19 protein-coding genes are annotated in these 20,156 nt (G+C 56.1%); all 19 read left to right on the top strand.

Annotation, left to right across the window (positions count from 1 at the left end; translation table 11 throughout):
* The first annotated feature begins 26 nt into the window (after positions 1–26).
* Positions 27–1,238: a chorismate synthase gene (aroC, locus tag G5S47_RS03580; protein ID WP_006680986.1), complete on the top strand. Its 1,212-nt coding sequence runs from the start codon at positions 27–29 to the stop codon at positions 1,236–1,238.
* On the top strand, positions 1,235–2,842 hold the full coding sequence (gene aroB, locus G5S47_RS03585) for a 3-dehydroquinate synthase (protein ID WP_006680987.1): 1,608 nt from the start codon (positions 1,235–1,237) through the stop codon (positions 2,840–2,842). The genes aroC and aroB overlap by 4 nt, the downstream gene beginning before the upstream one ends.
* Positions 2,839–3,426: a shikimate kinase gene (locus G5S47_RS03590; protein WP_006680988.1), complete on the top strand. Its 588-nt coding sequence runs from the start codon at positions 2,839–2,841 to the stop codon at positions 3,424–3,426. Before aroB ends, G5S47_RS03590 begins: the two co-directional genes overlap by 4 nt.
* Positions 3,427–3,448: 22 nt before the next feature.
* A complete protein-coding gene (gene efp / locus G5S47_RS03595) occupies positions 3,449–4,012 on the top strand; it encodes an elongation factor P (protein ID WP_006680989.1) in 564 nt (187 codons plus the stop codon).
* Positions 4,012–4,611, top strand: coding sequence for a transcription antitermination factor NusB (gene nusB / locus G5S47_RS03600; RefSeq protein ID WP_006680990.1), 600 nt, complete (start codon positions 4,012–4,014; stop codon positions 4,609–4,611). The genes efp and nusB overlap by 1 nt, the downstream gene beginning before the upstream one ends.
* A gap of 144 nt (positions 4,612–4,755) precedes the next feature.
* Positions 4,756–5,430: a GntR family transcriptional regulator gene (locus tag G5S47_RS03605; protein ID WP_103633735.1), complete on the top strand. Its 675-nt coding sequence runs from the start codon at positions 4,756–4,758 to the stop codon at positions 5,428–5,430.
* Positions 5,431–5,562: 132 nt separating this feature from the next.
* Positions 5,563–6,132 (top strand): bifunctional pyr operon transcriptional regulator/uracil phosphoribosyltransferase PyrR, encoded by a 570-nt coding sequence (pyrR, locus tag G5S47_RS03610; RefSeq protein ID WP_006680992.1) that lies wholly within the window; start codon positions 5,563–5,565, stop codon positions 6,130–6,132.
* Positions 6,132–7,124 carry an aspartate carbamoyltransferase catalytic subunit gene (locus G5S47_RS03615; protein WP_006680993.1) on the top strand — a complete coding sequence of 331 codons (993 nt, stop codon included), beginning with the start codon at positions 6,132–6,134 and terminating at the stop codon, positions 7,122–7,124. The genes pyrR and G5S47_RS03615 overlap by 1 nt, the downstream gene beginning before the upstream one ends.
* The gene (locus G5S47_RS03620) at positions 7,117–8,442 is read left to right on the top strand and encodes a dihydroorotase (protein WP_006680994.1); all 1,326 of its coding nucleotides are present in this window, start codon (positions 7,117–7,119) and stop codon (positions 8,440–8,442) included. Before G5S47_RS03615 ends, G5S47_RS03620 begins: the two co-directional genes overlap by 8 nt.
* Positions 8,439–9,611: a glutamine-hydrolyzing carbamoyl-phosphate synthase small subunit gene (carA, locus tag G5S47_RS03625; RefSeq protein WP_006680995.1), complete on the top strand. Its 1,173-nt coding sequence runs from the start codon at positions 8,439–8,441 to the stop codon at positions 9,609–9,611. Before G5S47_RS03620 ends, carA begins: the two co-directional genes overlap by 4 nt.
* A complete protein-coding gene (gene carB / locus G5S47_RS03630; protein ID WP_103633736.1) occupies positions 9,611–12,910 on the top strand; it encodes a carbamoyl-phosphate synthase large subunit in 3,300 nt (1,099 codons plus the stop codon). Before carA ends, carB begins: the two co-directional genes overlap by 1 nt.
* Positions 12,907–13,752, top strand: coding sequence for an orotidine-5'-phosphate decarboxylase (gene pyrF, locus G5S47_RS03635; protein ID WP_103633737.1), 846 nt, complete (start codon positions 12,907–12,909; stop codon positions 13,750–13,752). The genes carB and pyrF overlap by 4 nt, the downstream gene beginning before the upstream one ends.
* An 89-nt stretch (positions 13,753–13,841) precedes the next feature.
* Positions 13,842–14,153: an integration host factor, actinobacterial type gene (mihF, locus tag G5S47_RS03640; protein ID WP_006680998.1), complete on the top strand. Its 312-nt coding sequence runs from the start codon at positions 13,842–13,844 to the stop codon at positions 14,151–14,153.
* 29 nt (positions 14,154–14,182) lie between these two features.
* Positions 14,183–14,740 carry a guanylate kinase gene (gene gmk / locus G5S47_RS03645; protein ID WP_006680999.1) on the top strand — a complete coding sequence of 186 codons (558 nt, stop codon included), beginning with the start codon at positions 14,183–14,185 and terminating at the stop codon, positions 14,738–14,740.
* A gap of 50 nt (positions 14,741–14,790) precedes the next feature.
* Positions 14,791–15,057, top strand: a complete 267-nt coding sequence (gene rpoZ / locus G5S47_RS03650; protein WP_006681000.1) for a DNA-directed RNA polymerase subunit omega — start codon at positions 14,791–14,793, stop codon at positions 15,055–15,057.
* A 5-nt stretch (positions 15,058–15,062) separates the two neighbouring features.
* Positions 15,063–16,307: a bifunctional phosphopantothenoylcysteine decarboxylase/phosphopantothenate--cysteine ligase CoaBC gene (coaBC, locus tag G5S47_RS03655; RefSeq protein ID WP_006681001.1), complete on the top strand. Its 1,245-nt coding sequence runs from the start codon at positions 15,063–15,065 to the stop codon at positions 16,305–16,307.
* Complete coding sequence (gene metK / locus G5S47_RS03660; RefSeq protein ID WP_006681002.1) at positions 16,304–17,494, top strand: methionine adenosyltransferase; 1,191 nt, start codon at positions 16,304–16,306, stop codon at positions 17,492–17,494. The genes coaBC and metK overlap by 4 nt, the downstream gene beginning before the upstream one ends.
* 86 nt (positions 17,495–17,580) lie before the next feature.
* A complete protein-coding gene (locus tag G5S47_RS03665; protein ID WP_243440785.1) occupies positions 17,581–18,126 on the top strand; it encodes a vitamin K epoxide reductase family protein in 546 nt (181 codons plus the stop codon).
* Positions 18,127–18,172: 46 nt separating this feature from the next.
* Positions 18,173–20,152: a primosomal protein N' family DNA-binding protein gene (locus G5S47_RS03670; RefSeq protein ID WP_103633738.1), complete on the top strand. Its 1,980-nt coding sequence runs from the start codon at positions 18,173–18,175 to the stop codon at positions 20,150–20,152.
* Positions 20,153–20,156 lie beyond the last annotated feature (4 nt).

The following is a 20,156-nucleotide window of genomic DNA, read 5'->3' on the forward strand; positions in this document are numbered from 1 at the left end:
ACGGTCACGTGTGAAAGACTGGAGCCATGCTCAGATGGCTTACCGCAGGTGAATCACACGGTCCGGCTTTGATCGCTGTCATTGATGGTGTTCCAGCCGGTCTTCGTATCGAATCCGACGATTTTGTGCGGGCTCTAGCCCGTCGTCGTCTTGGCTATGGGCGTGGGGCACGCCAGTCTTTTGAGAAGGACGTCGTGCGTATCGTCGGTGGTGTCCGTCATGGTATGTCGACGGGTGCTCCGATTGCGATTGAGATTGCGAACTCAGAATGGCCCAAATGGGAAGTTGTGATGAGCTCCGATCCAGTTGCCCCAGATCTTCTGCTGATTGATGCCGGTACTGGCGACGAACGTGAAATTGCGCGGAACAAGAAGCTGACCCGCCCGCGTCCAGGTCATGCGGATCTTCCGGGAATGCTGTCGTACGGTTGTGATGATGCCAGACCAATTCTGGAGCGTGCGAGCGCGCGTGAGACCGCAGCTCGTGTGGCGCTCGGTTGCGTTGCCGAGGCGATTTTGGACCAGGTGGCCGGTATTCGTCTGGTCAGCCATGTTGTGCAGGTGGGAACGCAGATCGCAACTGATCCTCATCTTCCGACTCCGGATGATGAGGGTGCTCTGAACGAATCTCGCATGCGTACCCTTGATACCGAGCTTGACCAGCGTTTCGTTGATGTCGTCGACGAAACGAAGAGAGCCGGGGACACCATCGGCGGTGTCGTCGAAGTGATTGCGTGGAACGTGCCCATTGGTTTGGGAACACACGTGAATGCCCAGCGTCGTTTGGATACGAAGGTTGCGGCTGCGCTGATGTCGATCCAGTCTGTCAAAGGTGTGGAGATCGGTGATGGTTTTGCTCAGGCGGCGTTGCGGGGCAGTGTTGCTCACGATGAGATCGTGAAGGGCGACGACGGGCATCTGCGTCGTACGTCAAATCGTGCCGGTGGTATCGAAGGTGGCACCTCGAATGGTCAGCCGATTGTTGCTCGTGCTGCGTTCAAGCCGATTTCTACGGTTCCGCGTGCTCTTCGTAGCGTGGATCTTGCGACGGGTGAAGAATCCGTCGGCTTGCATCAGCGTTCTGATACCTGTCAGGTTGTTCCCGGTGCTGTCATTGCGCAAGCTGAGCTCGCGCTTGTGCTGGCCGATGTTCTCGATGGCCACGCCGGAGGAATGTCGGTAGAGGAAATGCGTCGCAATCTTGGCGCATATATCGCGTCAATTCAGGAGCGCGCATGAGTGTCTCTTCACCTTCATCGATTCGACTGCATCTTCCGCTTGTTTTTGTTGGATTGCCCGGTGCGGGTAAGTCGAAGGTTGGGCGCCTTGTTGCCGCCCAGCTTGGGGTTTCCCACGTGGATACTGATGACCTCATCGAAAAGAGCGCGGGTAAGTCGATTTCGCAGATTTTTATGGACGAGGCCGAGCAGGGTTTTCGTCAGCGTGAGATTCGCGCGGTGCATCAGGCTGTGCAGATGGGCGGGGTGATCTCGTTAGGCGGTGGTGCTGTGACATCTGAAGAGGTTCGCGATGCCCTGCGTGATGTCTGTGTCGTCCATATTCATGTAGAACATGATGAGTTAGTGCGTCGGGTGACGAAGAAGGCTCACCGCCCTTTGCTTCGTGAAGATCCTGAGGGGATGCTCCGCCAACTGCGTCGCGAACGTTTGCCACTCTATGAGGCAGTAGAGACGATTCGGCTTGAGTCTGACGATGGGCCTGCTTCAGAGGTTGCCGATCGCGTGGTGGATTTGGTGGATCTTGGATGGAAACGGATTCACGTTGGGGGAGATGCTCCCTACGACGTGTGTGTTGGTCACTCGATTCCAGTCAGCGCGATTGCAGGAGCATTGCGATCTGATGCTTCGAAGGTACTGATTGTCCACGCCCAGCCTCTTGAGACGAAAGCACGCGAGATTGCAAACGGTCTTGAAACGATGGGCTTTGAGGTGGGTATCGCTACGCACCCCGATGGTGAGGCGGGCAAGAGCCTCGACGTCGTTGCACGTCTCTGGGATGAAGCTGGGCGCATGAAGCTCGGCCGAGCAGATGCAGTGATTGCCATTGGTGGTGGTGCAACAACTGATATGGCGGGTTTTGTTGCAGCAACGTGGCTACGTGGGATCGGTTTGATCAACATTCCGACGACCTTACTGGCCATGGTGGATGCTGCAGTCGGTGGGAAGACGGGTATCAACTCATCAGCGGGCAAGAATCTGATTGGCTGCTTCCACCCGCCGTTGCGCGTGATCGTGGACCTCGATTATCTGTCCTCGTTGCCGGAAAAAGACTTCGTAGCTGGTCTCGGCGAAGTTGTGAAATGTGGATTCATTCGCGATACGGAAATTCTTCGCATTATCGAAGGAACCGACACGAACCTCCTGAGCGATTCGCGCTCCAACCAGATTCGAGAGCTGATCGAACGCGCTATCGTAGTGAAAGCGGATGTTGTTTCAGCTGACCTGAAAGAATCGGGATTGCGCGAAATCCTCAACTATGGGCACACGCTGGCTCATGCGATTGAAAAGTGCGAGAACTTTTCGTGGCGTCATGGTGAAGCGGTCAGCGTCGGATGCGTGTTTGCCGCACACCTCGGCGTTGTTCGGGGGCTTCTGACAGATGCCGACGTTGAACGTCATATCAATGCATTCTCACGAGTTGGCTTGCCGGTTACCTATTCCGGTACGTCCTTCGATGAATTGCTGGACGTCATGCTCTCAGATAAAAAGGTGCGTGCGGGTCAGCTCCGTTTCGTTTTGCTTGATGGCATTGGAAATGCGGCGACCTATCGGATATTGCCTGATGAAACGAGGCAGGTAGCTACGCGATTGGGGATCGCATGACAATCGAGTGTGTTGATACTTCTGTGGCGGGCACTGTCCGTGATAGAGAATCATCTGGGGTTCCCGGCCTCGTCCTTGTGGGAGTTTCCGGCGCGGGAAAGACAGCGGTTGGCCGCGCCATTGCTTCGCTGACTGGAATGCGCCTGGTTGAAACTGACGACCTTGTTGAACGCCAGAGTGGCAAAAGTGTTGCGCAACTGATCATTGCAGGCACAGGCGATGTGGAGCAGGTACGACAAGAATGTGCGCTTCGGGCGCTCGGTAGTGCAGGTGCAATCGTCACGGTTGGTGCCTCGCAAATTGAGAACGAGGCCGTGGCTAGGCGGCTTCAACGCTTAAACGATCAGGGAGCCGCAATCGTTGAGCTCTATGCCGACGTGAGTGAAGTGGCTCGACGCGAAGGACTGAATAAACCGCGTTCGGTTGGCCTGGGTGCACCACGTGCAATGCTCAGGCTGATGATTGCAAACCTGCATGAAAAATACTCAGAGATCGCTAATGTGTTAGTTGATACACGCGATAAAACCGTCGATGAGGTTAGTAGAACCGTTATCGAACAGTGTAAAATCGCGTTGATTCTTTGAAAAACCAAAGTGAGGTATATCTGTGGCAACGACGAATGATCTGAAGAACGGCACAGTCATGGTCATCGACGGCCAGCTGTGGCAGGTCGTTGAATTCCAGCACGTCAAGCCGGGTAAGGGCCCCGCATTCGTGCGCACCAAGATCAAGAACGTGATGAGTGGCAAGATCGTCGACAAGACCTTCAACGCTGGTCTCAAGATCGAAACCGCAACTGTTGACCGTCGCGATATGACGTACCTGTACCAGGACGGCACCGACTATGTTTTCATGGACGAAAAGACCTACGAGCAGATCAACGTTCCCGAAGAGATCGTCGGCGATGCCCGTAACTTCATGATCGACAACCAGTCCGTCATCGTTTCCCAGCACGATGGCACTGTCCTGTTCGTTGAGCTCCCGGCTACTGTTGTCCTGACCATCACGCACACTGAACCCGGTCTGCAGGGCGACCGTTCCTCGGCAGGTACCAAGCCCGCAACGCTTGAAACCGGCTACGAGATCCAGGTCCCGCTCTACATGGAAGAAGGCACTCGCATCAAGGTTGACACCCGCGATGGTTCCTTCTCGGGACGTGTCAACGACTGATGTCCAAGGCATTTCGTTTCACTTCACGAACGAAAGCTCGCAAGCGCGCTGCTGACGTCGTTTTTGAAGCAGATCAGCGAGGCATGGGGCGTAACCCCGATGTCTTGCGCGATCTTTTGCGTCAGCGCAAAGTGATCACGGCAGCAGAAACCCCGCTTCCGGAATACTCGATTCAAGCAATCGAAGGTGTCGCTGATAACCTGCGTCGCATCGATGATTTGATCGAAAAACACGCGAACGTAGCGGGCCTTGATCGAATCGCCGGTGTTGACCTGGCGGTTATGCGCGTTGGCGTTTGGGAAATGCTGGACAACGACGATGTTGCGAACATCATCGCGATCGATGAAGCAATTGCAATTGTGAAGTCGATTTCTGGTGACGGGGCTCCGCAGTTCGTCAATGCTGTCCTTGACGCTATTCGACGTGAACTCGAGGCATCCCCGTGGTCGCGTCGCAGTTGCGACAATGACGCTGACGTGTCGGCTCCCGGTGATGATGCGCCCAGCCTGGCAGGCTCAGATGAGGATACCTCCCCTAAGACGCATGATTTGAGTGTCGATGAGCTTGAAGAGCTTGACGAGTTGCTCGACGAATACTGAGCAGGTTGGCTTGTAGTGGCGGATTGTAGCGAAAGCTATGGTCCGCCACTTGCTTTCTGTGCTTATTAACCTTGATGAAAAGTGTTAATGTGACAGTGATATTTGTTGAGTGTTAACGACTGTCAAAGATGAGGAGTCGTCGCTATGCCCATGAAGGGGATTAACCGACTGACACTGCGTGAGCAGGTGTGGACGACGTTGCGCGCAGAGATCCTTGAGGGCAACTTGCCAGCTGGTTCGCGTCTGGGTGAGGTCGATCTTGCCGAACAACTGAACGTGAGTCGGGGCACCGTTCGCGAGGCACTGCGTAAGCTCCAGCAGTCTGGTCTTGTCGAAGGTGAAGACCGCATTGGTTTGCGCGTCGCTCAATTTACTCCCAAGCAACTTCGTGAGCTCTTTGCTGTACGCGCAGCTCTAGAGGGACTGGCGGCATCGGCGATCGTGACCCAGGGGAGAGGCAGCGAAGTCGCCGATCTCCTTGAAAAGAATCTCCCTGCAGGGGCGGATGGCAAGAGTGCCGTGGAAGTTCTGGATGAAGACCTTGGTTTCCATCAGATTTTGTGTCACGAATCCGGCAATGAAGTGCTGTTGGAGATGTGGAACGACTTGCAGGATCGGATGCGCGTTGCAATCATGTCCGACGCATCTGCACAACGCGCTGAGCTGATGAGCGGCGTTTATCATCAACCGATTGTTGACGCCCTTCGCGCCGGAGATCCCGAAAAGGCACGCGAGACTCTGAATGAGCACATGCGCTATGCGGGTGAGGTTTGGGCAGTGAACAGGGAAAAACAAGCGTCTCGAGTCGACGAAGACTAGTTCAATCGCATTCTTTCATCGGTGATGATCAGCACGCCGTCAACTAGACAGATCCGCGGGGTAGAGCACTACACTAGTTGACGAAGCGTTCCTTTAAATTCCGTCCTGTGAGGCGGGGAAGGAGATTCACTGATGGGATCAGTGCACCCACACGCAGAGCGGGGCAGCTCTGCACGGCAGGTTTTAGATGCCGATGATATTGCCCGTTCACTCACGCGAATCGCGTTTGAGATTATCGAAAGAAATGGCGAAGACCAGATGCTGGTCATCGCGGGAATCCCGACTCGTGGCGCGACGCTTGCCAAGCGCCTCGTCGAAAAGATCAACGAGGTCGGTGGTAGGCGCACGCAACTTGCCATCATCGACACGACAATGTTTCGGGATGACCTTTCCTCTCAGCCCCTTCGCGAGCCAAAGGAATCATTTGTACCGGCCCATGGCATCGACGGACGCACCGTCGTTCTTGTCGATGATGTGCTCTACACGGGACGCACCATCAAGGCTGCCCTCGATGCGCTGACATCGATCGGTCGCCCGAAGGCAGTCCAGCTCGCAGTTCTCGTTGACCGTGGTCACCGTGAACTGCCTATTCGCCCCGACTACGTGGGCAAGAACCTTCCCACCGCTCGTGATGAGTCAGTGTCGATTTGGCTGAATGAAACTGACGGTGAAGACTGCGTTCTGATTGAGAGGAACAACTGATGTCCTTGAATCACCTCATTTCCATCCGTGACCTCGAATATCGCGAAGCCCTCTTGCTTCTAGATACGGCTGAACAGATGGCGGCAACGCAGTCACGTCGAGTGAAGAAACTACCAACACTTCACGGTCGCACTGTTGTCAATCTGTTCTTCGAGGATTCAACCCGTACACGTCTGTCGTTTGAGGCTGCTGCAAAACGCCTCTCGGCAGACGTTATTAATTTCTCCGCTAAAGGATCGTCGGTCTCCAAAGGCGAATCGCTCAAAGACACGGCTCTCACCCTCCAAGCCATGGGCGCCGACGCGGTGGTTGTCCGCCACTCTTCTTCCGGAGCGGCTCACCGCCTTGCACACGCTGGTTGGATGGACCTGCCGGTGCTGAACGCGGGCGATGGCACTCACCAGCATCCGACTCAGGCGCTTCTTGATGCCATGACCCTGCGTCGCCACTACAAACGCAACCCCTCAGACCCCGACGTTGAACCGCTGGCACCGGGCACCGATCTCAAAGGCGCGCGCGTCGTGATCGTCGGCGATGTTCTCCACTCGCGAGTTGCGAGGTCCAACGTTGATCTTCTGACTCTGCTGGGCGCCCACGTCACGTTGGTCGCGCCTCCTACGTTGCTTCCCGTGGGCGTTGAAAACTGGACCTGTGATATCGAATACGACTTCGATAAGGCTCTCGCCACCGACCCCGACGCCGTGATGATGCTACGCGTCCAGCGTGAGCGCATGAGCGCTGCCGGCGGCGGATTCTTCCCGTCACCGGGCGAATATCACACCGCATACGGCCTCGATAATCAGCGTTTCAACGTTCTCAACCCCGAATGCATCGTGATGCACCCCGGCCCGATGAACCGAGGCCTTGAAATTAGCGCGGAGGCAGCTGACTCAAAGCGTTCCGTTGTCGTCGAACAAGTCTCCAATGGCGTCAGCGTTCGTATGGCTGCCCTCTACCTGCTTCTTGCCACGGAAGGAAACACCAATGACTGAAAACACCTCGAAAACTTGGTTCATTTCCGGCGCATCGATTCTGGGAGAGCAATCCAGCGACATCCTGGTCCGTGACGGCGTCATTGTTGCTATCGGTGCCGAAGCAAAGGACGGCGCCACCAATGCCCGGCATATTGATGCCGACGGTCTGATCGCGCTTCCCGGCCTCGTCGATATGCACACGCACCTGCGGGAACCCGGGCGTGAAGACGCCGAAACGATCGAAACCGGCACGCGCGCTGCGGCGGTGGGTGGCTACACAGCCGTTCACGCGATGGCGAACACGACCCCGGTTGCCGATAGCGCATCGGTTGTCGATCAGGTGTGGCAGATCGGTCACGACCTGGGATGGGTTGATGTCCGCCCGGTTGGTGCCGTGACTCAAGGCCTCGCTGGCAAGCACCTGTCGTCGATGGGTGCGATGGCACATTCCCGCTCTCAGGTGCGCGTCTTTTCTGATGATGGCAAGTGCGTGTCGGATCCGGTTCTCATGCGTCGTGCCCTCGAATATGTGAAGACCTTCGGTGGCGTCGTTGCGCAGCACTCGCAGGATCCGGACTTGACTGACGGTGCGCAGATGAATGAATCGCCACTGTCTGGTGAACTCGGTTTGGCCGGTTGGCCTCCCGTCGCTGAAGAGGCGATCATTGCCCGCGACATTTTGCTGGCAAAGCACGTCGGTTCGCGCCTCCACGTGTGCCATCTTTCGACTGCCGGATCGGTAGACCTGATTCGTTGGGGCAAGCGCATGGGTGTTGACGTGACGGCAGAAGTAACTCCACACCACCTGCTCCTCACTGAGGAAATGGCCACGACTTACGATCCGCTCTACAAGGTCAACCCGCCACTTCGCACTCGCGAAGACGTGGAGGCAGTCCGCGAGGGCCTCGCCGATGGCACGATTGACGTTGTGGGAACCGACCATGCTCCGCATCCGCTCGAAGACAAGGACTGCGAGTGGCAGGCGGGCGCGTTCGGCATGACCGGCCTGGAAACTGCATTGCCGATCCTGATCGAAACAATGGTGAACACCGGTCGCATGACGTGGGCCGATATTGCTCGCGTGATGTCGACAAAGCCTGCGCAGATCGGCATGGTTGCCACTCAGGGGCAGGGTCTTGTGGTGGGCGCTCCGGCCAATATCACGCTGGTTGATCCGAGCGTGCGCCGGAAAGTGGATCCCACCCAGCAGTTCACGCGCTCAACCAATTCGCCGTACCGAGGGATGGAGTTGCCCGGCCAGGTTCTGTACACGCTGTACGCCGGTGATGCAACCGTCATGGGCGGAATGCCGATTGAAAAGGCGGACCGGCGATGACCCAATCAGAACTCGCACTGCTCGTCCTTGAAGATGGCACGGTATTCCCCGGATACGCCTGGGGCAAACGCGGGCGCACACTGGGTGAGATTGTCTTTTCCACAGGCATGACCGGATACCAAGAGACGCTCACGGATCCTTCATATCACCGCCAGATCGTCGTCATGACGGCACCTCACATCGGTAATACCGGTGTCAACGATGAAGATCCTGAATCCAAACAGATCTGGGTTGCCGGTTTCGTTGTGCGTGAGCCTGCACGTCGAGCATCAAACTGGCGATCGAAGCGCACCCTTGATGAAGAACTCATTGAGCAGGGGATCGTGGGAATCAGTGGTGTTGATACTCGCGCTATCACGCGCCACATCCGCTCACACGGCGCGATGCGCGCTGGAATCTTCTCCGGTGGTGCACTTCCCGCAGGCGCTGAGCACCTGACTAACCAGGTGCGCGATGCTCTGGTACGTATTGTCGTTGATCAACCGATGATGGCCGGCGCAGCCTTAGCATCCGAGGTTTCGACAAAAGACACCTACGTTGTTAAAGGCGAAGGTGAACCGGTATGTCGCGTAGTGGCCGTGGATTTGGGCATCAAATCGCGCACACCGGAGCAGCTTGCGCAAAGAGGGGTCGAGGTTCATGTTGTGCCCAACACCGTGAGTTTCGCGGATATTCAGGCTCTGAACCCCGATGGAGTTTTCTTCTCGAATGGGCCGGGTGACCCCGCGTCTGCTGACCTGGAGATTGAGCTACTACGTGCGGTCCTGGATGCTGGGCTCCCGTACTTCGGCATTTGCTTCGGACACCAGCTGTTCGGTCGCGCTCTGGGGTATGGAACCTACAAGCTCGAATTCGGTCACCGCGGTGTCAACCAGCCGGTGAAGGATCTGGTGACCGGTCGCGTTGAAATCACCGCCCACAACCATGGTTTCGCAGTGGACGCCCCCGTTGGGGCCCCCTCGGTCGCACCGTTCGACGCTGGTCGCTATGGAAAGGTTGAAGTCAGCCACATTGATCTCAACGATGGGGTTGTGGAAGGCCTGCGGGCACTTGATATTCCCGCTTTCTCGGTTCAATATCACCCCGAAGCGGCGGCTGGTCCTCACGATGGTGAGCATCTCTTCGATCGTTTTGTATCCATGATTCTGGCCTCGAAGGAGGCGAACTGATGCCTAAGCGCCACGATTTGCGGTCCGTCCTTGTTATCGGGTCCGGTCCGATCGTTATTGGTCAAGCGTGCGAATTCGACTATTCGGGTACCCAGGCATGCCGTGTTCTCAAAGAAGAAGGCCTGCGCGTTATCCTCGTGAACTCCAACCCGGCCACGATTATGACCGACCCGGAGATTGCCGATGCCACGTACGTTGAACCGATTACCCCCGAAGTCGTTACGTCGATTATCGAAAAGGAACGACCAGACGCTCTGCTTGCAACACTGGGTGGTCAAACTGCACTGAATACAGCGGTTGCGCTGAACGAAGCTGGCGTTCTCGAAAAGTACAACGTTGAGCTGATCGGCGCGTCCATCGAGGCGATTAACGCAGGTGAAGACCGGGAAATCTTCAAGGAGATCGTTGAGACGTGTGGCGCCGAAGTCGCACGTTCCTATATTGCTCACACGATGGAAGAATGCCACGAAGCGGCAGCTCAACTCGGCTACCCGCTGGTTGTACGTCCCTCGTTCACGATGGGCGGTTTGGGTTCAGGCTTCGCCTACACCCCCGAAGATCTCGAACGCATCGCCGGTCAGGGACTTGCGGCGTCGATCACCACGGAGGTTTTGCTCGAAGAATCCATCCTCGGCTGGAAGGAATACGAGCTCGAGCTCATGCGAGACAAGGCGGATAACGTCGTTGTCGTCTGTTCGATCGAAAACATTGACCCGGTGGGTGTTCACACGGGCGACTCGGTGACCGTTGCACCCGCATTGACACTCACCGACCGCGAGTTGCAGCGTCTGCGCGATATCGGCATTGCGGTGATCCGTAAGGTCGGTGTTGATACTGGTGGCTGTAATATCCAGTTTGCTCTGGATCCGAAGACTGGTCGCATCATCGTCATCGAAATGAACCCGCGTGTATCGCGTTCATCCGCGCTGGCATCCAAGGCGACGGGCTTCCCGATTGCGAAGATCGCAGCGCGCCTCGCCACCGGTTACACGCTCGACGAAATCCCGAACGACATCACGGGCTCCACGCCTGCGTCTTTCGAGCCCACGCTGGACTACGTCGTGGTGAAGGTTCCGCGATTCACCTTCGAAAAGTTCCCGGAAGCTGACCCCACGCTGTCGACCTCAATGAAAGCAGTCGGCGAGGCCATGGCAATCGGGCGCAATTTCACGGAGGCGTTTCAAAAAGCGTTGCGCTCCATCGACAAGTCGGGAGTCCAATTCTCGTGGGCGCGGCCTCGTCCCACCACAGAAGAGACAAAAGCACTTGTCGCTCAGGCTGCACGAGGTACCGAACAGCGCTTTGTGCAGGTCATGGACGCAATCCGTGGAGGTGCGACGCTCGACGAGCTCTTCGATTCGACGAAGATCGACCCCTGGTTCCTTGACCAGTTCTACTTGCTTGACGAGATTGCTTGTGAAATCGCAGAAGCTCCCGCGCTCAACCGCGAGGTACTGAGTCTTGCGAAACGTCACGGCTTCTCTGACCGTCAGATTGGTGATATTCGAGGCCTGTCGGAGACGAGCGTGCGAGAAGTACGAGGCGCTTTCGAAATTCACCCCGTCTTCAAGACGGTGGATACGTGTTCGGCAGAGTTTGCAGCGAAGACTCCGTATCACTACTCGACCTACGACTTCGAGAACGAGGTTGCGCCCCGCGAGCGCGAAGCAGTCATCATTCTGGGTGCTGGACCGAACCGTATCGGTCAGGGCATTGAGTTCGATTATTCGTGCGTGCACGCAGCGATGAGCCTGCGCGAGCGCTACGACACGATCATGGTGAACTGCAACCCAGAAACCGTGTCGACTGACTACGATATTTCGGATCGCCTCTACTTTGAGCCCCTGACACTTGAGGATGTGCTCGAGATCTACCGGGCAGAAAGCGAGGCCGGTCCGGTCAAGGGCGTTATTGTTCAGTTGGGTGGTCAGACTCCGCTGTCGCTTGCGCGTGATCTTGAGGCTGCGGGGGTGCCGATTCTTGGCACGTCGCCGTCGTCGATCGATGTGGCTGAAGACCGTGAAGAGTTCGCTAAGGTGCTGGCGATTGCCGGTTGCCCGGCTCCGGCGCACGATACGGCTCATGTGGTCTCGCAGGTTCGTGAGGTTGCTGAGCGCGTTGGATATCCGGTGCTTCTGCGCCCCAGCTTCGTCTTGGGCGGTCGTGGTATGGAAATCGTGAATGACGAGGCCGCGCTCGATCGCTATCTCGATAGGCCGGATATTGGCGCGCTGTTCTCACGCGGTCCACTGTTGATTGACCGTTTCTTGGATGCGGCGATCGAAATTGACGTGGACGCGCTGTATGACGGTAATGAATTGTTTATGGGCGCCATTATGGAGCACATTGAAGAGGCCGGTATTCACTCCGGTGACTCGGCATGCGTATTGCCACCGATGACTCTGTCGTCCAGCCAGCTTCACCGGATTGCTGCATCGACCGAAGCGATTGCACGTGAGGTGGGGGTGCGTGGCCTGATCAATATCCAGTTCGCCCTCTTGTCCGATGTCCTGTACGTGATTGAGGCGAATCCTCGTGCTTCTCGTACGGTGCCTTTTGCTTCGAAGGCGACGGGCGTGCCTCTGGCGAAGGCAGCATCTTTGATCCAGGTGGGCGATTCGATCGCATCGTTGCGTGAGCGTGGCATTCTCCCTGTCACGGATGCACGCGAGATCCGTGATGGTGCCTCGATTGCAGTGAAGCAGGTTGTTCTTCCATTCAAGCGCTTCCGTACAGCTCAGGGATTGGTCGTGGATACGATCCTCGGGCCTGAGATGCGCTCGACGGGCGAGGTTATGGGTATCGATCACAACTTCCCGACGGCATTCGCGAAGTCGCAATCCGGTGCGATCGGAAAACTGCCGACCGAAGGTACGGTCTTCATTTCGATTGCGGATACGGACAAGCGTGCGATCGTGTTCCCTGCGGCTCGTATGCGGGACCTTGGTTTTACGATTTTGGCGACAACGGGTACAGCTTCGGTGTTGCGCCGAAACGGGATTGAGGCCCAAGCTGTTCGCAAGCGCTCTGAGGGACGAGGCAATGAAGGTGAGCCCACCATCGTTGATTTGATCAACGATGGGATGATCGACATCGTTGTGAATACTCCGCAGAAGAGCGATAACCGCCACGACGGCTATCAGATTCGTACCGCTGCAATGACCCACGACAAGACGATTGTGACGACGCTCCAGGCGTTTAACGCGCTTGTTCAAGCGATTGAGGTGCGTACTCACGGTGCGTATCACGTGCGATCGTTGCAGGAATGGGATGCGCTTCGAAAGGAGAATGAACGATGACCATGCGAGGTTTCGGTGATCGTCTTGCCGACGCAATGGCTGAGCATGGGCCTATGTGCGTTGGGATTGACCCGCACCCCGGTCTGCTTGACCAGTGGGGCTTAGACCATTCGATCGACGGATTGCGTAGGTTTTCTCTGGGCGTTGTTGAAGCGTTGGGAGGCAAAGTTGCTGCATTCAAACCGCAGTCAGCCTTCTTCGAACGTTTTGGATCACACGGCGTCGGCGTATTGGAAGAAGTCATTGACGCCTGTCGAAATGCGGGTTCCTTGTGCATCGTGGACGCTAAACGCGGTGACATTGGTTCAACTATGAACGGTTACGCCGATGCGTATCTGGCTAATGGTTCTCCGCTGGCCGGCGATGCTGTGACTCTTTCACCGTATTTGGGTGTTGGCGCGCTCACCCCGGCGCTTGAAATGGCAAAAGAGACGGGCAGGGGAGTGTTCGTTCTCGCTCTGACATCGAACCCTCAGGGTGCTTCGGTTCAACACTGTGTGAACTCCGAGGGGCAATCGGTTGCTGGGGGAGTCATTCAAGCAGTGTCCGATTTCAATGCGACGTTCGACTTTGAGCACATGGGTCCTGCTGGAATTGTTGTGGGCGCGACCGTTGGGGATGCTCGCCGTCGCCTGGGCATCTCTTTCGATGCCTTCAATGGCGCAATTCTTGCCCCCGGGGTGGGAGCTCAAGGTGCCGGTCCGAAGGAACTGGGCGAGGTGTTCGGCCAAGCAGCTTTGAACGTGCTCGCGTCGTCATCTCGAGCGATTTTGGCCAAAGGCCCCGATGCTCTGGGCCTTCAACAGGCATATGCTCAAGCGGTCGCCGAATTAGCTGAGTGAATATTGCTTCCCACTTTCTTCACACAAAAGCCCTGTTAACACGATAAAATCGCCTGCAACAGTCACAATCTGTGAAGGAGTGGGAAGCAATGGCGCTACCTCATCTGACACCCGAACAACGTGCGCAAGCTCTAGAAAAAGCAACTGCAGCGCGTCGCGCGCGCGCGGATATCAAAGCACGTTTGAAGAATCGCGAAATTACGCTTTCAGAGGTTCTCAACCTTGCCGAAAAGGATGAGTCAATCGCCAAGATGCGTGTTGTCTCACTGCTTGAGTCAATGCCACGCGTTGGAGTCACAACGGCTGCGGCATTGATGGAAGAGTACGGTATTGCTCAATCACGTCGTGTCAGGGGCCTTGGGCATGTTCAAGCTCAGGCTTTAATCGAACGATTCGGCTAATAGCAGGTAAAGGTGGCACGATTGTCAGCATGGATAAACCACGACTGACCGTGCTTGCCGGTCCCACTGCTGTAGGTAAGGGGACCGTCGTTCAAGCTCTTCGTGAACGTCACCCGGAACTGGTTGTTTCCGTCTCTGCGACGACTCGTTCGCCCAGGCCGGGTGAAGTTGATGGCGTTCATTATCTGTTCAAGACAGATGAAGAATTTGACGCGCTTGTCGAATCGGGATTGATGCTCGAATGGGCGACAGTCCACGGTGTTCACCGCTACGGCACACCTGCGCCACCTGTCGACGAGGCCTTGAAAGCAGGTAAATCTGTCCTGCTCGAGATTGACCTTGATGGTGCTCGTCAGGTGATGAAAACGCGTCCTGATGCGCTCTTCGTTTTTCTTGCACCTCCGTCGTGGGATGAGCTTGTGAGGCGCCTCGTCGGTCGCGGAACCGAAGACGAGGAGGAACGCGTGCGTCGTCTTCAAACTGCCAAGGTAGAGATGGCTGCAGAGACGGAATTCAACGTAACTGTGACGAATGACGACCTCGACGACACCGTTACTGAACTGGCTCACCTTATGGGGCTGGAGTAGACTGGCCCCCAGTGTGGCCAGATGGCCACGTTTGAATCCAGGAGGACCGCATGGCCGGAATCGTCGCACAGCCCCAAGGCATCACGTCGCCACCGATTGATGATCTGCTTGAGCACGTCGATTCAAAGTACGCTCTCGTTATCGTTGCCGCTCGTCGCGCACGTCAGATCAACTCGTACAACCTTCAGCTTGAACAGAACATGATTCAGTTCGTTGGACCCGTTGTCGATGTTGAACCCGATGAAAAGCCCCTGGGTATCGCACTTCGCGAGATCAACGATGGCATGATCTCGGTCGAAGCCGAGCAGAAAGCCTGACGCGTATGCGCCCCACGGTGATCGTCGGGGTCAGCGCTGGAATCGCCGCCTACAAGGCGGCGATTCTTGTACGTGAGCTGATTCGCGCCGGATGCGATGTTCGTGTTGTTCCAACACCTGCCTCTTTAGAGTTCGTTGGAAAAGCAACGTGGGAGGGCCTGACTGGTCACCCGGTTCACACCGGGCTCACCGATCACCCAGGCTCTGATCATGTGGAGCTTGCTCGTATCGCTGATTTGATTGTTATCGCCCCTGCTACCGCGGATGTGATGGCACGCATTCGCGCTGGCTTTGCGAATGATCTTTTGACGACCACCGTCTTGGCATCTCGTTGCCCACTTGTTCTGAGCCCGGCAATGCACACGGCAATGTGGGATAACGCTGCCACTCAAGATAACGTTGCCGTTCTGCGCCAGCGTGGAATAACTATCATCGACCCCGCGTCCGGTGCGCTTGGCTCCGGGGATCATGGAGTTGGTAGGCTCCCCGAACCTGAAGAAATTGCTCGTGTGTGCCTCGATACTCTCGCATCAACGCAGACTTCGTTCTCTTCCAACGAACAGATGCTTTTTGGACGTCATATTGTCGTGACCGCAGGCGGAACTCAAGAACCACTGGATCCGGTGCGCTTCATTGGCAACCGTTCGTCGGGACGCCAAGGCATCGAGATTGCTCGCTCATCAGCTCGAATGGGCGCGACAGTACACCTGATCGCATCGAACGTTGAAAAGTCGCTGCTGGACGATCTTGAACCTTCGATTAGCGTTTCCTTCGCACCCACGGCCCACGATGTTGAACTCGCGGTTCAGGCTCAGTGTGATGGCGCAGACGCGCTGGTGATGTGCGCGGCAATCGCCGATTTTAGTCCCACCAGCGTTGCTGATGCGAAGATCAAGAAGACGGATGATTCTTCAGACGTTCCCACCATTGAATTGGAACGTACGACGGATATTCTTGCCACCGTCGCCCACAGCGATTCAAGGCCCACGGTGCTCGTCGGATTCGCCGCTGAAACAGGTCAGGCAGACACCGTACTTGCCTATGGCAAAGAGAAGGCACGCCGTAAGGGCGCCGACTTCCTCGCGATTAACCGCGTGGGTGATGGGTTCGGTTTTGGTGACGTCGACAACCACGTCACGATCGTCGACTCGAAAGGCGAGCTTGTCGGTGAAGTCTCTGGCTCAAAAGCTCGCGTTGCGGACTTTCTCATCACAACAATCGCTCAAAGACTCGCTACTATTGATGGGTGACTTCTAATCGACAGCTCTTTACGTCAGAATCCGTGACCGAAGGTCATCCGGATAAGGTCTGTGACCGAATTTCGGATTCAATCCTTGATGCTCTTGTAGAAAAAGACCCGCATTCTCGTGTCGCGGTCGAGACTATGGTGACCACGGGCCTCGTGCACGTTGCCGGTGAGGTAACAACCGAGGCCTACGTTGAGATTCCTCAGATTGTTCGTGATGAGATTCTGAAAATTGGCTACAACTCTTCACAAGTGGGCTTTGACGGTGCCTCGTGTGGCGTATCGATTTCGATTGGACAGCAGAGCCCTGATATTGCCGGGGGAGTGGACCACGCGCTTGAAGAGCGTGAAGGTAGTGCAAGTGATGTCCGTGATAGTCAGGGCGCTGGCGACCAGGGAATCATGTTTGGTTATGCCTGCGCTGATACACCCGATCTGATGCCTGCCCCGATTTGGCTGGCGCACAAGCTGTCGAAGCGCCTGGCTGACGTCCGTCATAACGAAATCGCCACCGGTCTGCGTCCCGATGGAAAGACTCAGGTCACATTGGCGTACGAGGACGGCAAGCCTGTTGGTATTGATTCGGTTCTCGTTTCCACTCAGCATGATGAGGCTCTGAACCAATCCGATTTGCGCGACCTGATTGTGGCACACGTGATTGACCCGGTTCTTCGCGACGACGGCCTCGATCTCGACACGGCCGATATGAAGATCCTCGTCAATCCCTCCGGACGCTTCGTCATCGGTGGCCCCGCCGGCGATGCAGGCGTAACCGGGCGAAAGATTATAGTTGACACCTACGGTGGTATGGCACGTCACGGTGGTGGAGCGTTCTCCGGTAAGGACCCATCGAAGGTTGACCGTAGCGCCACGTACGCTGCGCGCTGGGCGGCGAAGAATGTAGTTGCAGCCGGTCTTGCTTCCAAATGCGAGATTCAGCTTGCCTACGCGATTGGCCGCGCTCATCCTGTCGGTCTCTATGTTGAAACATTTGGTACCGGAAATGTGAGTGACCAGCAGATTGCACGCGCCATTGAGACTGTTTTTGACTTGCGTCCGGCCGGCATTATCGCTGACCTGGATCTGCTACGCCCGATTTACGCTGCCACATCTTCCTACGGCCATTTTGGTCGTCCGGGCTTCCCGTGGGAAGAAACGAACCGCGTCGACGAATTGTTGAGTGTGAGCTGATGACCGCTCCCTCTGTTCTGATTGACGAGGCCGCCTCCACCGATTCGTCATTTGACTTGAAATGGCGACGACGAACAACAGTAGAGATGATCATTTCTGGGCTGATTGGGCTTTACGCTTCTTTCGTCCTTTCGATTGAAGCATGGCAGTTAGCTGCCGATTCAGCGAAGACATTCGCTTGTGATGTTTCATCGGTCCTGTCATGTTCCACGGTGGCGCAGACGCCTCAAGCTCGTATCCTGGGGTTCCCGAACGCATTCCTAGGAATCTTTTTCGAAGCGGTAGTTCTTGCCATTTCGGTCGCTTTGTTTAGCGGAGTGAAGTTTTCCCGCTGGTACATGGCGTGTGCCAATGTGCTGTACACAATCGCATTGTTCTTCGCGTACTGGCTTTTCAGCCAGTCTTTTTTCGTGATCCACGTGCTTTGCCCGTGGTGTTTGGCGATCACCGTGACAACAACCCTTGTCTTTGCGGGCTTGACACGGATTAATATCCGCGAAGGTGTTCTTCCGGCGCCTGCGTGGTTGAAACGCAGTGTGACCTTGGGGTATGACTGGTCGTTCTGGGGATTGTTGCTGTTCATCCTGATCGCGATGGTCGTAGCCAGGTACGGGGTAGCTCTGCTCGGCTAACCGATGTGCAGTTCAATTCCTCCATGGCTCATGGTGCAATAGAGCCATGGTTATTCAAGGTAACAGCGACGTTCTTTTTGGCTTAGAGCAGGTCGCCACCGCGCAGGCTATTGCCAGCGTGTGCGTGGATGTTGATGTCCCACACCTTGATCGCCCGCTGGACTATGCAATCGTTCCAGAGCTCGCCGATTCGGTTGTTCCAGGCGTTGCCGTAAAGGTTCATCTTGCCGGAAGAAGCGTCACCGGTTGGGTCCTCAGCGTCAGAACCGAGGTCCCCGAACATCGTTTAAGTCCGATCGATAAAGTTATCTCGCGCCTGCCCGTCCTTTCGCCTTCGATTGCGAAAGTGGCTCGGAAGATCGCAGACCGCCAGGTAGCAACGCTCTCACAAGCACTCTCGCTTGCACTTCCACAGCGTCATGTGGGTGCCGAAAAATCATTCTTAGCACAGGACGAAAGCCAACAGCTTGAGTGGAATGTAGACACTGATGCAGATGGGGGAGCCTGGCACGACAATCCCGTGGGATGTACGCTTCTTGCTCACCTGTCTCATGGTGATCCAGTCCGCAGCGTCTGGACAGCTTTGGGGCCAACGCGTGATGAGCGCCTCGTGGACTGTATTCAGGCCAACGCCGCCGCACACCGTGGAGCCATCATCGTCGCGCCCACACACTGGCAGGCATCGCAGCTGTATAGGCTGATCCAGACCCGCCTTGGGGTTCCAGCTGCACTGATGACAACGCAGACATCCGCGGAAGACCGATATCTGACGCACCTCCAAGCGATGGCAGGTGAACTTGGCATCGTCGTCGGTACTCGTTCAAGTATCTGGACGCCGTTGAAGAATCTCGGTCTCATTGTCATTTGGGATGACAGCGATGACCGTCTTGTCGAACAGCGAGCACCGCGTGCGGATGCACTCGACATTGCAATGGCACGATGCGCCGAAGAACACTGTTCGCTTCTTATCGCCTCTTTCTCGCGTTCTGTTAAAGCACAAGCACTTGTTGAATCCGGTTGGGCCGTTTCCTTAATGGAAGATGGTTCAAAGAAACGCGCACTTGTCCCAACCGTCCGCGTTGTTGATGATGCCTACATCGAGAGGGAAGGCCCCAGTGGAGCAATGCGCATTCCCTCAGCTGCTCTTGCCACTATCCGCACGGGTCTTGCCACCGGCCCAGTGTTAGTTCAGGTCGCTCATGCTGGATATGTTCCTGTTGTTTCATGCTCCCAATGCAGGAGTGTTGCGCGTTGCCATCATTGTCACGGGCCACTAGAGAAATCAGACCAGGACACCATTTCGTGTTCATGGTGTCACCGACCCACGTCGGGATGGCAGTGCCCAACGTGCGCAGGAACGCGGTTACGACACGCACGCATCGGCTCTGAACGAACGGGAGAAGAACTCGCCCGCGCAATGCCGACGGCGTCAGTCTTGGTTTCATCATCAAGCAATGCGTTGACCCGCACGATCAGTCATAAACCACAGGTTGTCGTCGCAACCCCCGGTAGTGAACCGCTGGCTGAAGGTGGGTATCACGCTGTGGTGATCTTGGATGCCCAAGCGATTGCTGGTCGACCAGAACTATGGGCCCCTCAAGAAGCAATGCGCCGGTGGTTCAACGCGTTGGCACTCGCTCGCCCCGAAGCAAGTGCCCTCATTTGTGGTGGTATCACGCCTTCCATGGCACAGGCTCTTATTCGCTATAACCCTGTTTCATTTGCTCACGATCTGCTTGAAGACCGCAAAGCCAACGGATTCTTCCCTGCAAAAACCGTGATCGCGATCGACGGACAACGCAAAGACTCTCTCGGAGTTGCCGAGTCCTCCGGTGGCGAACTCCTGGGTGAGTACACGTATCAGGCGGTGAAGGAAGGGACGTTACCTATTGTGCGCTCCTTGGTCAGCGTTGAACGTGACCAGCTTCCCGAAGTGTTAGTCACACTGAAGAAGCTCCTGCAATATCGCAGTGCCCACAAGCTTCCTACCGTGAAGATCACGGTCAATCCGCCAGAGCTTTTCTAAAGCG

The sequence above is a fragment of the Schaalia turicensis genome, assembly GCF_019380255.1.
Taxonomy (GTDB): Bacteria; Actinomycetota; Actinomycetes; order Actinomycetales; family Actinomycetaceae; genus Pauljensenia; species Pauljensenia turicensis_A.